The sequence below is a fragment of the Ectothiorhodospiraceae bacterium BW-2 genome (genome assembly GCA_008375315.1).
Taxonomy (GTDB): domain Bacteria; phylum Pseudomonadota; class Gammaproteobacteria; order Thiohalomonadales; family Thiohalomonadaceae; genus BW-2.
The window spans coordinates 3,833,920-3,849,684 of sequence record CP032507.1; the positions used below are offsets into that span (position 1 = coordinate 3,833,920).

Sequence of the window (15,765 nt, forward strand, 5' to 3'; positions counted from 1 at the left end):
AGAACTCTCAAACCAAACTACCCTATCTGATAGAGCAGTAACCCCACCCCAACCAGAGCCACTACCCCCCAACCGATCGTATCGACATGACGGCGCAGGGCACGCTCCATCGCCTCCCCCCCCCACCAAATCAACCCAGCTACCAGATAGAAGCGGGCGCCGCGCCCAATGAGTGAGGCGATCATAAAAGGTAACAGCGCCATCTGAAACAGACCGGCGGTAATGGTAAACATTTTATAAGGGATCGGCGAAAAGCCGGCCAAAAAGACCACCCACACCCCCCAAGCATCAAACCAAGCGCCAGCAGAGTCGATTTTATCCATATAGCCCAGCCGCTGTAGCAGCGGCTCAACCAGATCAAACGCCCACAAGCCGATAAAGTAACCCAACACGCCGCCTAATAGCGAGGCGATAGTAGTGATAAAGGCGAACCGCCACGCCCTCTCCGGCTGCGCTAGAACCATCGGCGCTAGCATGACATCGGGTGGAATAGGAAAAAAAGAGGATTCCGCAAAACTCATGCCGGCCAGCAGATGGGGTGCCTTTGGGTGAACAGACCAGCGCATCACTCGCTCATAGAGACGGCTAAAAATCGCCATTATCGCATCGCTCCAGTTAACATCGGTACAAAAGAGGCCGCCTCGACCACACTATCGTGAAACTCCCCCCCCTGCCGATAGAGGGTGTGTAGCTGCTGCTGCGAACTCCCTAGCGGTAACACCATCACTCCCCCCTCTGCTAGCTGTTGTAGTAGCGTCTGTGGTAGCTGTGGCGGTGCGGCAGCGACAATAATGGCATCAAACGGCTGCTGCTGTGGCCACCCCTCATAGCCATCCCCATGGCGCAGACGGATATTGGTAAAGCCTAATTGAGTGAGTCGATTTCGTGCCCGAGTGTAGAGGGCACCGATCCTCTCAATGGTATAGACCTCAGCGATTAATGAGGCGAGAATGGCCGTCTGATAGCCGCAACCGCTACCAATCTCTAGCACCTTGCGCGGTCTCACCTCTAGCAGCAGTTCGGTCATACGGGCCACGGTGTAGGGGCGGGAGATAGTCTGACCATAGCCGATAGGGAGGGTAGTCTCCTCGTAAGCACGGTGGGAGAGCGCCTCATCGACAAACAGATGGCGCGGGGTAGAGGCGATCACCTCCAATACCTGCTGATTGGTAATCCCGCGCTGCTGTAGCGTGTAGCGTAACCGATCGCGAGTCCGCTGCGAGGTCATGCCACTGCCATAGAGCTGCTGCGCTATCAAGATTTCTGTTCCTGCATTAAGCCGATCCAGCGGGCAATCCCCGCGAGCGAATCGTGGCGAGTCAGATCGACCACCACCGGCGAGACCGAGACCTTATGCTGACGAATAGCGGCAAAGTCGGTCCCCTCACCACAATCGGCCTCACCACCACTCGGGCCGACCCAGTAGATAGCCTTGCCTCGGGGGTCGTAACTGCGCACCATCGGCTCTGCACGGTGGCGACTACCGAGCCGAGTCGCGACCACCCCCTCGATCTGCTCTAGCGGTAGATCAGGAACATTAATATTCAAAATTGTCTGCGGCGGCAGCGGGTGGCTATCGATCTGCTGCAGAATCTGTAGCGTATAGTAAACTGCACTTTGAAAGTGGCTCACTTCATGGTGAGAGGTGACCGAGGCTAACGAGACCGCGATGGCAGGATAGCCGAGAAAACGCCCCTCCATCGCTGCCGCCACAGTCCCAGAGTAGAGCACATCGTCACCAAGATTGGCACCGTGGTTGATACCGGAGATCACCATATCAGGATCCCCCTCTAGCAGACCAGTCATCGCAAGGTGAACACTATCGGTCGGGGTGCCATCGACCGCCCAAAAACCGTTGCCACTACGCTCAGCCCGCAGCGGCCTAGTGAGCGTCAGCGAGTTACTCGCCCCGCTACGGTTGCGATCGGGGGCAACCACCTGTAGCTCATGGTCAATGGCCAAGGCATCGGCTAGGGCGATAATCCCTTCGGCCTGATAGCCGTCATCGTTACTTAACACTATTTTCATCGAATCGAATCTGTTCTTGTGGGGTAAAATCGTCATTTAACCCAAACATCATACCAGTTTATCGCCCCTACGGCAGCAGCAGCAGCAGCAGATAGAGCAGCCACAACGAGCCGAGTAGCAATCCCCCCCCCAACCAGCGGCTCTGTTGCAACAACTTCTGCTCAAATCGGCTCAGAGGTTGCAGCAGTTCGCGGCTAGATATCCAGCGGTTAGCTCGCAGCTCAAGCTGTTTTAACAGGCTCGGTCGCCAATAGACCATGAGCCCAATGATGAGTGCAAACAGATGGCTACCCCATAGCAGCAGCAGCAGCGCCCCGTAGAGCCACTGCCAAAAGGGGAGCCAGTGGGGGTTGTAGCGCAGATCCTCCGCCTCCAGCTCCCCTTTGGCATAGAAGGCCAATAGGTAGAGAACGGCGGCCGCAAAGAGTGCCACAACAGCCCCCACCGCCTCATGGCGGCGGTAGAACCAAGCGTCGATATAGCGGGGACGATCTATCGGCTCTAGTAGCTGCTGTGACCAAAACCAGCTCCACACATTTCGCTGTAGCCAGACCATTCGCTGCGGCCACAACATCAGCCCCACTGCTAGCAACAGGGTGAAAAGAGCGATTGCCACTAACAGCCACACCCCAAGTATCCATAAACTATCCATCCGGGGTCTCCAGTAGGTAGGCATCTAGCGTCTGTAGCTCAATACCGCGCAGATAGGCCGCTTCACCCATATGATGCGGATGGTAGCGAGCCACCACCATAAATCGAATCGTGGTGCGCTCGCCGAGCGGAAACCAGAACGCCTCCGTCTCGCCGATACGATAGATCAACTGCCCGGTGCTGCGTTCAAAATACCAGCTTCGTAGCGCCAGCTCGCTCTCGTTCACCGACTCAATTTCGCCGCCATAGTTAGGGGGGCGCGTCCCCAACCACTCGATAGGATTGGCACGATTCATCGCCGCTAGTTCAGCCACGCCGCCTCGTACCACTCGCCGCGACATCTCAGTCCCTAGGGTACTTTTTAAGACCCCCACCATCCACTGTACGTGGGTACGCTCGGCGCTAATACGAAGCTGCCAAATCGTATCTAACGCCACCCAGATGAGGGTCATCACCCCCGCTAGCACTAGCAGCCACTGGTAGAGCCTCACCTCCCGCCGCTGACGACGAAACTGCTGCATTGAGTCGGTCATAGACTCCCCCTACCCTTTAGCCATGCCGGTCAGCTCCCACATCGGCAGGAAGATCCCCAATGCCAACACCCCGACAATCGCCCCGACCGCCGCCAACATAATCGGCTCTATCGCAGCGCTCAACTTTTCAACATCATACTCCACTTCGCGCTGATAGTAGTCGGCGACCTCAGAGAGCATATCATCAATCGCCCCCGTCTCCTCCCCAACCGACATCATCTGTAGCGCTAGTGGGGTAAACATTCCCGTTTGGGTGGCGGTATTGGTAATCGAATCGCCCCGCTCAATGCCACTGCGCATCGAGAGCACCTTTTCGGCAATATAGTCATTATCGACCGCCTGCGAGACCACAATCAGGGTCTGAATAATCGGCACGCCACTGCGGCTCGACATCGAAAAGGTACGGGCAAAACGGGCCAGAGCGGCGCGATGGAGAATAGGGCCGACCAGCGGCAGTTTAAGTTGCTGTTTATGCCACATCATCCGCCCCGGCTTGGTCTTAACATAGTAGATCACCCACACCACCAGCAGCGTCAGTCCCACTCCCATATAGCGCCAGTAGGCGACAAAGAAATCGGAGACGGTAATGAGTAGTTTGGTCTGCCACGGCATATCCATCCCCATGCCATCAAAGACGCCGGAGAAGGCGGGAATAACATAGATATTAACCACCGCGAGTGCGATCGAAATCGCAATGAGAACAAAGGCAGGATAGCGCAGCGCTGAGGCGATCCGTTTGCGGGTCTCGCGCTCCATCTCCAGATAGTTACCGAGTTGAAAAAAGGCCTCATCGAGTTTACCGGTGTTCTCCCCCACCCGCACCATACTGATCATTAGCGTCGGAAAGATATCGCTGTGGCCAGCCATAGAGGTCGCCAGATCACGCCCCGACTCCAGACCGCGGCGCATATCATCCATAATCGCTTTAAGTACCCGATTTTGGGTGGTCTCAATCAGCCCGGAGATGCCACGAATAATCGGCACCCCCGCCTTGGAGAGGGAGTACATTTGGCGACAAAATAGCACTAAATCGTCTAACTGCGGCCGCTTTTGGTTCAGCTTCTCTAGCCACTCACTCAGACCGGGGCCGCGACTGGCTAACTCAATTTCGGTAATCGTAATCGGGGTGCTGCCTTGGTTGCGCAGTAGCGTCGCGACCGCATCGACAGAGGCCCCCTCTATCTCACCGCTCACCATCTCCCCGCCCCGACCTCGGGCACGATAGCCGTAGTGTGGCATCGGCTACTCCAAGGGGACTAAGGTTAATTGGCCCAAATCAAAAGCGCTCCGTTTGGGCGGTGGCTCAGGTGCCCTAGGTGCAGGCTCGGGTAGTGGTTCTAGTGGTTCTAGTGGCTCTAGCGGTTCAAATTGGGGCGATGGTTGCGGCTCAGGTGCTACGGGTAGCGGCTCTAGTAGCTCAAACGAGACTGTCGTCGCCGTATCGGTGTCAGGTTGGGATATCGCCTCAAACAGGCTCTCTGGCAGCGGCTCTAGCGGCTCAAAGGCGATGGCGCTAGATGTTGGTGTCGGCGTCGGTACTGGTGTCGATAAGTTCGCTACCGGTGCCACCGCCTCCCTCTCTGTCTTCTGCTGCTGCCGTTTAAGCTGCGAAAGCGAATCGTCCCCCGATATCCGAATCACCTCCTCTAAGGTGGTCACCCCCTGCTTCGCATACTCAAGGGCATTAATCGATAGGGTGGTAAAGTCGGGATCGTTTAACGCCGCCCGAGCAAAACCGTTTGTATCGTTCATTCGCAGTGCATCGATCATATCGTCGCTCATCTCCAGTAGCTCAAAGACCCCAATTCGCCCGCGGTAACCGGTATTATTACAGAGGTGGCAGCCGCTCCCCTGCTTAAATGTCAGCCCCTCTAGCCCCGCCTCGCCCCCTAAAGTCGCCACCAGCCAGCCGTGCTCTTGAAGGTTAGGATCGTGCTCCAACACACAGTTATCGCATACTCGCCGCACCAGCCGCTGAGCGATAATCGCCTCTAGTGAGGTGGCGACCATAAAGCCGGGGATCCCCATATCGATTAATCGAATCGCAGTGCTAACCGCATCGTTAGTATGCAGCGTCGAGAGGACTAAGTGGCCGGTAATCGCCGCTCTAAGGCCGATTTCGGCGGTCTCCTGATCGCGCATCTCGCCAATGAGCACGACATCAGGATCTTGTCGCAGCGCCGTACGCAACACAGTGGCAAAGGTTAACCCTATTTGGGCGTTCACCTGCACCTGATTCACCCGTGGCAGACGATACTCAACCGGATCTTCGACGGTAATAATCTTCTTCGACGGCTCGTTCAACTCGGTTAGTGCGCCATAGAGGGTGGTGGTCTTACCACTTCCAGTCGGCCCGGTCACCAGCACTAGCCCGTGCGGTTTGCGGATATGGCGCTTAAAGCGCTCTAAGATCTCCGCCGGCATGCCGATTTTACTCAACTGCAAGGTGCCGCCGGTCTGATCTAGCAGCCGCATTACCACCGCCTCACCCGAAGTTAATGGCATCGTCGAGACCCGCACATCGATGCTGCGATCGCGCACGCGAATATTAAAGCGCCCATCCTGCGGCAGCCGCTTTTCGGAGATATCGAGCCCCGACATCAGTTTCAACCGTGAGACCAACGCGCCAGCAATACGCTTCTCCTTCATCACCTGCTCCTGTAGCTGGCCATCGATGCGTAGCCGAATCCGTAGGGAGCTCTCATCCGGCTCGATATGGATATCAGAGGCACCGACATGCACGGCATCATCGAAGATACTCTGTAGCAGCCGCACAACCGGTGCTTCGCTGGTATCGGAGGTCGAGAGGAGATCTTCGAGAGTGTAGTCGGTCGCGGTCAGCTCCTGATTGAGCTCTTCGGCTAGCGAGTCGAGTACCGCACTGCCGCTGCTGCGATAGACGGTATCGAGCGTGGTGACCAGATCGGCCTCACGCACAATCGCTAGCTCCAGATTATGGGGCTGGACGAGTTGACTTAGCTCATCGTAGGCGAAGATATCGGTCGGATCGGCCATGCCGACCAGAATGGTGTTGGTACTCTTGTTGATACTTAACGCCACGGCGCGATAGCGGCGGGCGGTATGCTCTGGAATCAGATTGACCACTTCGGCGTTGTATTGAAAGTGGCGCAGATCGATTTGGGGTAGCTTTAGCTGTTGAGCTAAAAACTCCAGTAGCTGATCTTCGGAGATGTACTTCAGCTCGATTAGCTGCTTGCCGAGCTTTAGTTTGCTCTGTTTTTGGGCCGCTAAGGCAGCCATTAACATATTTTCGGTAATCAGGCCGTTATCGACCAGTAGATCACCTAAACGCAGTTTCTGTTTCATCGACAGTCGTTAGCGTGCAGTTAGCAGCCACACCTAGGCGTTTGGGTGTTGAGCTGTAGTGACCCTCTCAACTCGCTCAAACTGAGCTGGTGCTGCTGCAGATAGTCGGCGATCCCTCGATTAATCTTTGGGCAGATGAGTGGATCGTAAAATAGCGCCGTGCCGACCCCTACCGCTGTCGCACCGGCGATTAGAAACTCAATTGCGTCATTCGCCGAACTCACCCCTCCCTGACCGATAATCGGAATTTGGTGCGCTTTGCATACCTGATAGACCTGATGCACTTTTAATAGCGCCACCGGCTTAATCGCCGGCCCCGATACCCCCCCCTGATTGTTACCTAGCACCGCACGACGAGCATTGATGTCGATAGCCATCCCCATTAAGGTATTGATCACCGCTAGAGCGTCACTACCGGCCTCAAGACAGCGGCGGGCATTGTCGGCAATATCGGTCTGATTCGGGGAGAGTTTGGTAATCAACGGCTTAGTAGTTACCTTGCGCACGGCCGCGACCACTTTCGCTGACATCTCAGGATCGTTGCCAAAGGCCGCCCCCCCGCGCTTAACATTAGGGCAGGAGATGTTGATCTCGACCGCATCAATGGGCGAGTTATCAAAAATTCGCGCCACCTCAACATACTCCTCTAGCGTAGAGCCGGAGAGGTTAGCAATAAAGCGGGTCTCACTAAAATCGAGCTGCGGCAAGATCGTATCGACCACATATCGCGCCCCCGGATTTTGCAGACCGATAGCGTTTAACATCCCCTGTGGCGTCTCATAGAGGCGATGCGGTGCGTTACCGAGCCGTGGCTCTAGCGTCGTCCCTTTAAGGCAGACGGCACCGACCTCCCGATTAGAGAACCCTTCGATACGGGTGTACTCCTCCCCAAAACCGACACAGCCAGAGAGCAGCACTAGCGGCGAGCTCATCGACAGACCACAAAAATCGAGCGCTAACGCGGGCAAACTATTCGCTTGTTCACTACTCATAGGAGATAATGGGCCATCCTCAACCTGAATCTATCTACAACAATGCTGCATATTATTCTCTACCAGCCAGAAATTCCACCCAATACCGGTAATATTATCCGCCTTTGTGCCAATAGCGGTGCCCGCCTGCACCTCGTTGAGCCGCTAGGTTTTCAGTGGGAAGATAGCCGCCTGCGCCGAGCTGGACTCGACTACCACGAATTTGCCTCGGTCGGTCGCTACCCCTCGCTAGCGGAGTGCCGGCGACAGAACCGCTTTAACACCCTCTATGCCTGTACCACAAAGGCCAAACAGCACTACCATCAGGTGAGCTATCACTCTAACGATGCGCTACTGTTCGGCCCCGAAACTCGTGGCCTACCCGATGAGATACGGCAGCAGTTCAGTAGCACTCAAATCCGTATTCCGATGCGAGCCCAAAGTCGCAGCCTCAACCTCTCTAACGCCTGTGCGATTATCCTCTACGAGGCGCTACGGCAGCTCGGTTTTGAGTCGATTGGCTAGGCGATAACTCCTCATCGGTCGCTGACTGCGACCGCTCGCGCCGCTGATGCTGTAGATGGAGCGCCGATTTGGCCATCACATGGGCACTAATCGGGGTGGTAACAAACAGGTACATCGCAATGAGCACCTCATGTAGGCTCAGTTCAGAGCTGTAGAAGATAAAGTAGAGGGTCGAGGCGATTAACAGCGATCCCACCCCAAGCGTCGTTGCCTTAGTCGCACTATGGAGCCGAGTAAAGAAGTCGGGCAGCTTAACTAAGCCGATAGAGCCGACTAACACAAAAAACGACCCCAATAACACCAATAGCGAAATAATTAGCTCAAAGACCATCCGCCTACTCCATAATATCGCCGCGCAGCAGATACTTACTTAGCGCCACGGTACCAATAAACCCCATCACAGCGATGAGTAGCGCCACCTCAAAATAGAGCCCATTCTCTAGGTAGAGACTGACCATAATTAACAGGGCAATGGTATTAATATAGAGCGTATCGAGCGCTAAAATTCTATCGGGCGAGCTCGGCCCCCGAATCAGACGATAGAGGCTCAGTAATAGCGCGACAGAGACCAGAAAAAAGCCTAACGGCAAAATATAACTTAGCATGGATCAAAGATCTCCATTAACGACCTCTCATAACGCTGCTTAATTAAAGCGACCTCCTCTTCGACCGAATCGACCGAGAGGCCATGAACAATCAGAAAACGCTGATCTTCACTTAAATCGCAACTCACTGTGCCGGGCGTTAAGGAGATAGTACTCGCCAAGACACTAATACCGACCGGATCGCGAATATCGAGCGGCACTTGAAACAGCGCCGGTTTTAGGTGGTGGTTAGGAGAGAGCACCTGCTTGGCCACAATGATATTGGCAACTACAATATCGACCATCACCAGCGCAATAAAGCGAATAAAAACCGTAAAATGTCTAAAATGGACCGGCTCATCCCAAAACGAAGAGGTAAAGAAGGGAATCACAATCGCCAACAGCGAGCCGAGTACGACATGGCCCGGCGCAACGGTATTATTCAATAGCAGCCAGACTAGCAGCAGCAGCAGCGATAGAATCGGGTGGGGTAACAGTCGCCGCCGCTCCTGTTGGGAGGGGGGGGGGGAGCTCTCTACCGCTCTATCCATCTTAACGAACCTCCTGTGGTAGCACCGCCTCAAGATAGAGGCTACCCTCAAATAGCGAAGCGGCAATCTGATCAGTTAACTGCGTCATCGGCCAAGCCAACGCCACCAGTAGCGGCGAGGCCGCCAACAGAACCAATATTGGGGTTAACATCAGCCACGACCAGTGAAACTCTGTCGTCTCACTCTCAGCACGGGTCTCATAAAAGAGCGCCGAGCCGGTTCGTGCTAACGACACCACCATTAACAGTGTGGTTATCAGCACCACAGTGATAATTAACATCGCCTGCGGGTGTAACAAGGCCGCTTTCAAAATCATCACCTTACCCAAAAATCCCGATAGCGGCGGCAGACCGGAGACGGCAATAGCGAACAGAAAAAAGAGCGCCCCAAGCGACACTAAATGGGTAAAGGGCGGCATCCATTTAGTAATCATCGCGCTACCCCGTCCCTGGATCAGCAGATCGGCCAGTAAAAATAGCCCGCCGGCAATGAGCGTCGAGTGTACCGTGTAGTAGATCGCGCCACTGAGTGCCTGTGGGGTATTGATACCCACTGCCACCAGTAGTAGCGCCACCGACGCTAACACCAGATAGGCGATCTGCCGTCGAATATCGACCGCGCTCATCACCCCAAACGCTGCCATCACCAGAGTCACTAACCCAAGCGCGAGTAACCACGGCGCATGGAGTCCAGCTAGCTCACCAGCCTCGGCACCAAAGAGGGTACCATGAACTCGAATAATGGCATAGATACCGACCTTAGTCATAATCGCAAATAGCGCCGCCACCGGGGCGGAGGTATGGTGGTAGGCACTAGGTAGCCAAAGATAGATCGGAAAAACCGCCGCCTTCAGTCCAAACACCACCAGCAGCATCAACCCCGCGACCGCCACCACGGTGACACTCTCAGAGGGTAGCTGGGCAATTCGTAGCGCCATATCGGCGATATTGAGCGTTCCGGTCATGCCGTAGAGGGTACCGATAGCAAACAGAAACAGTGTCGAACCGACCAGATTAACGACAACATAGTGGAGCCCTGCCCGAGTCCGCTGCCGCCCCTGACCATGGAGCAGCAGACTATAGGAGGCGAGTAGCAGCACCTCAAAAAAGACAAATAGGTTAAATAGATCGCCAGTCATAAAGGCACCATTAATGCCAAATAGCTGGAACTGAAACAGCACATGAAAATAGTGCCCCTCTCGATCGGTGCCTCGGCCAACGGCATACCACAGCGCCATAAGTGCCAACAGCGCGGTCACCACCACCATAAGCGCCGATAGTGGATCTAGTACCAAGATGATCCCGAAAGGGGGCGACCAGCTCCCTAACGCATAGATCTGCGCCCCCTGCTGCAACGCCTGCTGCAATGCATAGAGGGCAAGCACCAACCCAAACGCCGTCGCCAGTAGTGAAAAGAGCCGTAGCCACCCCGGCATCAGTCGCTGTAGCAGTAGCAGTAGTACCCCAGCCAACAGCGGCCATAATAGAGGTAGAATCGGTGCGTGGTTCATTCAGTTACTTCCCATCAACATGATCGCTATCAAACTCGCCTCTAGCTTTCAAAGAGAGCACAATCACAAACGCCGTCATCGCAAAGCTAATCACAATCGCCGTTAAGACCAGCGCTTGGGGCAGCGGGTCGGCGTAGTTAACCACACCCGGCTGTAAAATAGGGGCTTGGTTTAAGGTTAATCTCCCCATCGCGAACAGAAACATATTCACCGCATAGGCGAGCAGCGTCAACCCCAGCACCACTGGGTAGGTGCGTGCCCGCAGGGTTAAAAAGACCCCAGCGACCGTTAAAATGGCAATCATGAGCGCTAGAACAATCTCCATACTACTCCTCCTCGCTAGCTGAACTCTGCAGCGCAGCCGAATAGCGCTGCGATTGGAGACTCAGCTTACCCAACTCCACCAAAATAAGCACCGTTGCCCCAACCACGACCAGAAAGACCCCCAAATCGAACGCCATAGCGCTGGCTATCTCAAATTTTCCCACCACCGGCCAGTGGAGATAGCTAAAGGCGGAGGTGAGGAAGGGGTAGCCTAACGCCATTGAGACCACTCCGGTCACGGTAGCAATCAGCAGCCCTAGCGCAATGAGGCCATCTTTCTCAAACCGTAATCTAGCGCTAGTCCACTCAATACCGTTAACCAAATACTGCACAATGAGCGATACAGCGGCAATGAGGCCGGCGATAAACCCCCCTCCTGGTAGATTATGCCCCCTTAAAAAGATATAGACTGCCACTAACAGCATTAACGGCAAAATGAGTCGTGTTAAAATCTTCATCATCGGCGGATGCATCACATGCGACCACGGCAGCCCCTCCTCATTCTGCTGCGGTGCATAGAGGCGCAGCCCCTGTAGCATAGCGAAGATGCCTAACCCAGCTAGCCCCAAGACGGTAATCTCACCTAAGGTATCAAACCCACGAAAATCGACCAAAATCACATTCACCACATTAGTCCCCCCACCGCCGGGCAGGGCGTTCTCAAGAAAGTAGCTCCCAATGGAGTCCACTTCGCGAGTCAACACCGCCATCGTCAAGATAAACACCCCCACACCACAGGCGATAGAGAGCAGCCAGTCACGCCAGACTCGTAAACGACTCGACTCGTGCGGCAGACAGGACTGCGGCAGGTAGTAGAGTGCCAGCAGAATTAGCACCACTGTCACCACCTCCACACTAATTTGGGTCATCGCCAGATCGGGGGCTGAAAAGCGAACAAAGACTAAAGTCACAATCAGCCCCACCACGCCTATCGTCATGAGGGCAATAAAGCGCTGTCGATGTAGATGGACTGTCACCGCAGTCGCCGTCAGCAGGATGATAAGCGCCACTAGCGCCACCCAATCGAACGGCAACAGCTCCCGCTCACCCCACAAGGGGGAGTCACCATAGAGGAGAAAGCCCGCTCCTAGAGCGATCAGAGCAGTGACCATGAGCGTCGCTACCATGCTCTGTAACGAGCCGCGATCAACCCGTGAGGTCAGCCACTGCGACAGCGTAAAGAGCGACTCAACCAAGGCTCTATAGGGGACTCTAGCATCTATCGGCTGCACCACCCGTTCGTACCATGCAAACAGCCGTTGACGCCGAAAATAGATCGCTATGCCACCGACAAAGGCGATCACACTCATCAGTAGCGGTAGCGTAAAGCCGTGCCACAGCGACAGCGAGTAGTCTGGCGGGGGGGCTTGCAACGCATCGGTGACCGCCACCGCTAGCAGCGGTGCCACGGTATAGAATGGCAGCGTTCCGACAGCAAAGCAGGCGATCACTAAAATATCGACCGGAATTTTCATGAACCGAGGCGGCTCATGCGGCACTCTGTCGAGATTATGGTGATTTTTGCCACCAAAAAAGACATCGTGAATAAAACGCAGCGAGTAGGCGACCGAAAAGACCCCAGCTAGCGTTGCTAACAGTGGGATCATAAAATTAAAGATACCACTATCGGTCAAGGCGCGTTCAAAAAACATCTCCTTACTTAAAAAGCCGTTGAGTAGCGGCACGCCGGCCATCGCCGAGGCGGCCACCATTGCCAAGGTCGCCGTATGGGGCATGTAGTGCCACAACCCGTGCAGGCGGCGCATGTCGCGGGTACCGGTCTCATGGTCGATAATGCCCGCCACCATAAAGAGCGACGCCTTAAAGGTCGCATGGTTAATAATATGAAAGATAGCCGCCACCGCCGCTAAGGGGGTCGAAAAGCCGAACAGTAGCGTAATCAGCCCTAAATGGCTAATCGTCGAGTAGGCCAGTAGTCCCTTCAAGTCGTGCTGAAACAGCGCAGTAAAGGCGCCTAGTAGCAGCGTTGCCATGCCGGCGGTCGAGACCAGCACTGTCCACTCGGGAGTGCCACTGAGTACCGGAAAGAAGCGGGCCAAGAGAAATATCCCCGCCTTAACCATCGTCGCCGAGTGGAGGTAGGCCGAAACCGGCGTCGGTGCCGCCATCGCGTGCGGCAGCCAGAAGTGGAACGGAAACTGTGCCGATTTGGTAAACACCCCAAGCAGAATCAGCACCACCATTGGGGTGTAGAGCGGGTGGTTGATAATAAGCTCCCGTTGAACCAGAACCTCGCTCAACTGGTAGCTACCCACGATATGGCCCAACATCAGTACACCAGCTAATAGCGCCAAACCACCTGCACCGGTCACTGTTAGCGCCATTTTTGCCCCATCGCGACCATCGGGGCGATACTGCCAGTAGCTAATGAGCAAAAATGAGCTCAGGGAGGTTAACTCCCAAAAGAGCACTAGCTGGAGCAGATTCTCCGACAGCACAATCCCCAGCATCGAGCCCATAAAGAGCAGCAGGTAGCCATAGAAGCGCCCCATACAATCTTTAGAGGAGATATAGTAGCGGGCATAGAGAATAACCAACAGGCCAATGACCAAAATCAGCAGCGCAAACAGTAGCGCTAGGCCATCGAGCCGAAACGCGAACGACAGCCCAATCGAGTCGATCCAGCGCCACGACTGCACCAGCGTCTGACCAGCCATGACAGGCTCAAGTAGCTGCAATAGCTGTAGCAGCGCCAACAGCGTAAACAGCCCCGCCCCCCAAGCGCTAGCGATTCGATTCTTTCCGGCAAGCCAAGCCACAACCACTGCGCCAATAAATGGCAGCAGTACCACAGTCGGTAACGAAAAACTCGGTGATATCATCTAAACAGCAACCGCCCTGTCATCAGTTAAATACCTAGCGCCGATTCTAACCCGAACGCTCCTCGCAATGACAGCAAAATTAGCCCTCTATCGACTATTCTCTATCCAGCACCGCTATAGATTGCAACAACCTCTATGGAAGTTAGGCATCCCCCCTACTCATACACCACATTGGTAATCCAGAGAGTTTGATAGGGCTTTAACTCCACCGTCTCATTAAACTGCTGATAGCGGTAGCCACTGATCAGATCCTGCCACTCATCGGTCACAATCAGATTGAGCTCCGAGAGGCGAAATAGCTGCGGCTCGGCACTGATATTATTAACCGCAAAGATACTCTGCCGCCGATCAGGGCTCTGACGCCAAAAGGCGAAGATGGCACAGCCTAAATGGAGGGTAAACTGGGTCGCATTAGGGTGAAACGCCGGCTGCCGTTTACGCAGAGCAATTAACCGCCGCAACCGATCTAGCACCTGTCGCTGACGGCTCGTCTCATCCTGTAGCAGCACCTCTAGATGGGCCATCGACCACTGGTGGCGATTAATATGGCGGTTATGGCCACTATGCTCCATGCGTTTATAGTCATTGCCGGTGGCGATAAGCGAGTGGATATAGAAAGCGGGGATCCCCTCTAACGCCAACATAATCGCATGGGCGGCGATAAAGCGTTCAATCTGCCAGCGATCTCTCCCCGCAGCACTCCCAGAGAGGGCATCGAACAGGCTAATATTGATCTCATAAGGGCGCCTCTCCCCCCCCGGCAGCGAGCGCCACGAGACCCGTCCGCCAAACTGCTCCATGGTGGTAGTCAGAGTCGTTAACTCCTCATCGCTCAGTAACCCCTCGGCCGGTCGCAGGCCGATACCATCGTGCGAGGCGATAAAGTTAAAGTAGCAGGTGCCATTTTGCGCCGGCGGCATACTCATTAACCAAGTTTTTAGATGGGTCGCATCGCCACTAATTAGCGTATGCAGCAACAGCGGCGGCAGAGAGAAGTTATAGATGGCGTGCGCCTCGTTGGCGTTGCCAAAATAGGAGAGGTTCTCCCGATTCGGGATATTGGTCTCGGTAATCACCATCGCCTGCGGGTTCCGCTGCTCAATTAACAGCCGCAGCAGGCGGATCACTTCGTGCGTCTGCGGCAGATTAATGCAGCTACTGCCGTTCTCTTTCCACAAAAAAGCGACCGCATCAAGACGAAAAATGGTTATCCCCCGATCGAGATAGTAGCGAATAATGGTCACAAACTCAGCTAACATCGCCGGATTAGCAAAGTTAAGATCGATCTGATCGGGGCCAAAGGTACACCAAAGATACTTTTTCCCCTGTCGCGTCTCCACCTCGCGCAGGAGCGGTGTGGTGCGTGGCCGCACAACCTCGCTGTAGTCCCCCTCAGGATCGGCTTCAATAAAGTAGTGGCAGCCAACCCCCTCCCCCTTACGAAAGTTCTCAAACCAGCGGCTGCGGCTAGAGCAGTGGTTAATCACGACATCGGCCATCAGCCGGTAGTCTCGGGCAATCGCCTCGATATCGGGCCACTCGCCTAACGCCTCATTCACCTGCAGATAGTCGATAACGGCAAAGCCGTCATCAGAGCTCCAAGGAAAGAAGGGTAGGATATGGACAGAGTTAATGCTCTGACGCAGGTAGCGATTTAAAAAGCGGTGCAGCGTCTTTAACGGCTTCTCCCCCGGTGCCTGTAGGGTATCGCCATAGGTGATGAGGGCGATATCGGCCTGACTCCAGCGATTTTGATTCGGCACCAACGGTTCAGCCGCCGCCGCCACCCCCATTAGAGCTAGTAACTGCTGCGCCAATTCAGGCAGGTAGGCTTGCTCGCCGTAGATCTGGCACAGGTGGTGCTGTAGTCGAGTGGTGATATCATCTAGTTGTGTCTGCACGGTCGCTGCTCCCTATC

The 15,765-nt window shown here is 54.9% G+C and carries 15 protein-coding genes and 1 pseudogene; 1 reads left to right on the forward strand and 15 read right to left on the reverse strand.

The features are described 5' to 3' along the window. Positions 1-17: 17 nt before the first annotated feature. The 8 genes and pseudogenes from D5085_17895 to D5085_17930 form a co-directional block, all read right to left on the reverse strand. A complete protein-coding gene (locus D5085_17895; GenBank protein ID QEP44838.1) occupies positions 18-599 on the reverse strand; it encodes a DedA family protein in 582 nt (193 codons plus the stop codon). Next, positions 599-1,228: a protein-L-isoaspartate(D-aspartate) O-methyltransferase gene (locus tag D5085_17900; GenBank protein ID QEP45224.1), complete on the reverse strand. Its 630-nt coding sequence runs from the start codon at positions 1,226-1,228 to the stop codon at positions 599-601. The genes D5085_17895 and D5085_17900 overlap by 1 nt, the downstream gene beginning before the upstream one ends. A 26-nt stretch (positions 1,229-1,254) precedes the next feature. Beyond that, entirely contained in the window at positions 1,255-2,028 is a 774-nt protein-coding gene (gene surE, locus D5085_17905) for a 5'/3'-nucleotidase SurE (GenBank protein QEP44839.1), read from the reverse strand. 67 nt (positions 2,029-2,095) lie between these two features. After that, positions 2,096-2,680 carry a hypothetical protein gene (locus D5085_17910; protein ID QEP44840.1) on the reverse strand — a complete coding sequence of 195 codons (585 nt, stop codon included), beginning with the start codon at positions 2,678-2,680 and terminating at the stop codon, positions 2,096-2,098. Beyond that, positions 2,673-3,212, reverse strand: coding sequence for a hypothetical protein (locus D5085_17915; protein ID QEP44841.1), 540 nt, complete (start codon positions 3,210-3,212; stop codon positions 2,673-2,675). The genes D5085_17910 and D5085_17915 overlap by 8 nt, the downstream gene beginning before the upstream one ends. Positions 3,213-3,221: 9 nt before the next feature. After that, the gene (locus tag D5085_17920) at positions 3,222-4,451 is read right to left on the reverse strand and encodes a type II secretion system F family protein (protein QEP44842.1); all 1,230 of its coding nucleotides are present in this window, start codon (positions 4,449-4,451) and stop codon (positions 3,222-3,224) included. Positions 4,452-4,685: 234 nt separating this feature from the next. Then, positions 4,686-6,545, reverse strand: a pseudogene (locus D5085_17925) (MSHA biogenesis protein MshE). Between the two features lie 14 nt (positions 6,546-6,559). Continuing rightward, on the reverse strand, positions 6,560-7,531 hold the full coding sequence (locus D5085_17930) for a dihydroorotate dehydrogenase (protein QEP44843.1): 972 nt from the start codon (positions 7,529-7,531) through the stop codon (positions 6,560-6,562). A gap of 42 nt (positions 7,532-7,573) precedes the next feature. On the opposite strand from D5085_17930, the gene trmL reads away from it, so the two are divergent. Then, entirely contained in the window at positions 7,574-8,035 is a 462-nt protein-coding gene (trmL, locus tag D5085_17935) for a tRNA (uridine(34)/cytosine(34)/5-carboxymethylaminomethyluridine(34)-2'-O)-methyltransferase TrmL (GenBank protein QEP44844.1), read from the forward strand. Here the strand turns inward: trmL and D5085_17940 are convergent. The 7 genes from D5085_17940 to D5085_17970 form a co-directional block, all read right to left on the reverse strand. Next, positions 7,986-8,366, reverse strand: coding sequence for a Na+/H+ antiporter subunit G (locus D5085_17940; GenBank protein ID QEP44845.1), 381 nt, complete (start codon positions 8,364-8,366; stop codon positions 7,986-7,988). The genes trmL and D5085_17940 overlap by 50 nt on opposite strands. Before the next feature lie 4 nt (positions 8,367-8,370). Continuing rightward, positions 8,371-8,640 (reverse strand): K+/H+ antiporter subunit F, encoded by a 270-nt coding sequence (locus D5085_17945; GenBank protein QEP44846.1) that lies wholly within the window; start codon positions 8,638-8,640, stop codon positions 8,371-8,373. Beyond that, positions 8,634-9,170 (reverse strand): Na+/H+ antiporter subunit E, encoded by a 537-nt coding sequence (locus D5085_17950; GenBank protein ID QEP44847.1) that lies wholly within the window; start codon positions 9,168-9,170, stop codon positions 8,634-8,636. The genes D5085_17945 and D5085_17950 overlap by 7 nt, the downstream gene beginning before the upstream one ends. Position 9,171: 1 nt before the next feature. After that, complete coding sequence (locus D5085_17955) at positions 9,172-10,680, reverse strand: monovalent cation/H+ antiporter subunit D (GenBank protein ID QEP44848.1); 1,509 nt, start codon at positions 10,678-10,680, stop codon at positions 9,172-9,174. Between the two features lie 4 nt (positions 10,681-10,684). Beyond that, positions 10,685-11,005 carry a Na+/H+ antiporter subunit C gene (locus D5085_17960; GenBank protein QEP44849.1) on the reverse strand — a complete coding sequence of 107 codons (321 nt, stop codon included), beginning with the start codon at positions 11,003-11,005 and terminating at the stop codon, positions 10,685-10,687. A 1-nt stretch (position 11,006) separates the two neighbouring features. Beyond that, complete coding sequence (locus D5085_17965) at positions 11,007-13,847, reverse strand: monovalent cation/H+ antiporter subunit A (GenBank protein ID QEP44850.1); 2,841 nt, start codon at positions 13,845-13,847, stop codon at positions 11,007-11,009. Between the two features lie 155 nt (positions 13,848-14,002). Then, entirely contained in the window at positions 14,003-15,748 is a 1,746-nt protein-coding gene (locus D5085_17970) for an alpha-amylase (protein QEP44851.1), read from the reverse strand. Positions 15,749-15,765 lie beyond the last annotated feature (17 nt).

What these genes read in the sequence shown, in the direction of transcription:
- D5085_17895 (QEP44838.1), bottom strand. Translation starts at nt 599, where the DNA reads ATGGCGATTTTTAGCCGTCTCTATGAGCGAGTGATGCGCTGGTCTGTT.
- D5085_17900 (QEP45224.1), bottom strand. Translation starts at nt 1,228, where the DNA reads ATGACCTCGCAGCGGACTCGCGATCGGTTACGCTACACGCTACAGCAG.
- surE (QEP44839.1), bottom strand. Translation starts at nt 2,028, where the DNA reads ATGAAAATAGTGTTAAGTAACGATGACGGCTATCAGGCCGAAGGGATT.
- D5085_17910 (QEP44840.1), bottom strand. Translation starts at nt 2,680, where the DNA reads ATGGATAGTTTATGGATACTTGGGGTGTGGCTGTTAGTGGCAATCGCT.
- D5085_17915 (QEP44841.1), bottom strand. Translation starts at nt 3,212, where the DNA reads ATGACCGACTCAATGCAGCAGTTTCGTCGTCAGCGGCGGGAGGTGAGG.
- D5085_17920 (QEP44842.1), bottom strand. Translation starts at nt 4,451, where the DNA reads ATGCCACACTACGGCTATCGTGCCCGAGGTCGGGGCGGGGAGATGGTG.
- D5085_17930 (QEP44843.1), bottom strand. Translation starts at nt 7,531, where the DNA reads ATGAGTAGTGAACAAGCGAATAGTTTGCCCGCGTTAGCGCTCGATTTT.
- trmL (QEP44844.1), top strand. Translation starts at nt 7,574, where the DNA reads ATGCTGCATATTATTCTCTACCAGCCAGAAATTCCACCCAATACCGGT.
- D5085_17940 (QEP44845.1), bottom strand. Translation starts at nt 8,366, where the DNA reads ATGGTCTTTGAGCTAATTATTTCGCTATTGGTGTTATTGGGGTCGTTT.
- D5085_17945 (QEP44846.1), bottom strand. Translation starts at nt 8,640, where the DNA reads ATGCTAAGTTATATTTTGCCGTTAGGCTTTTTTCTGGTCTCTGTCGCG.
- D5085_17950 (QEP44847.1), bottom strand. Translation starts at nt 9,170, where the DNA reads ATGGATAGAGCGGTAGAGAGCTCCCCCCCCCCCTCCCAACAGGAGCGG.
- D5085_17955 (QEP44848.1), bottom strand. Translation starts at nt 10,680, where the DNA reads ATGAACCACGCACCGATTCTACCTCTATTATGGCCGCTGTTGGCTGGG.
- D5085_17960 (QEP44849.1), bottom strand. Translation starts at nt 11,005, where the DNA reads ATGGAGATTGTTCTAGCGCTCATGATTGCCATTTTAACGGTCGCTGGG.
- D5085_17965 (QEP44850.1), bottom strand. Translation starts at nt 13,847, where the DNA reads ATGATATCACCGAGTTTTTCGTTACCGACTGTGGTACTGCTGCCATTT.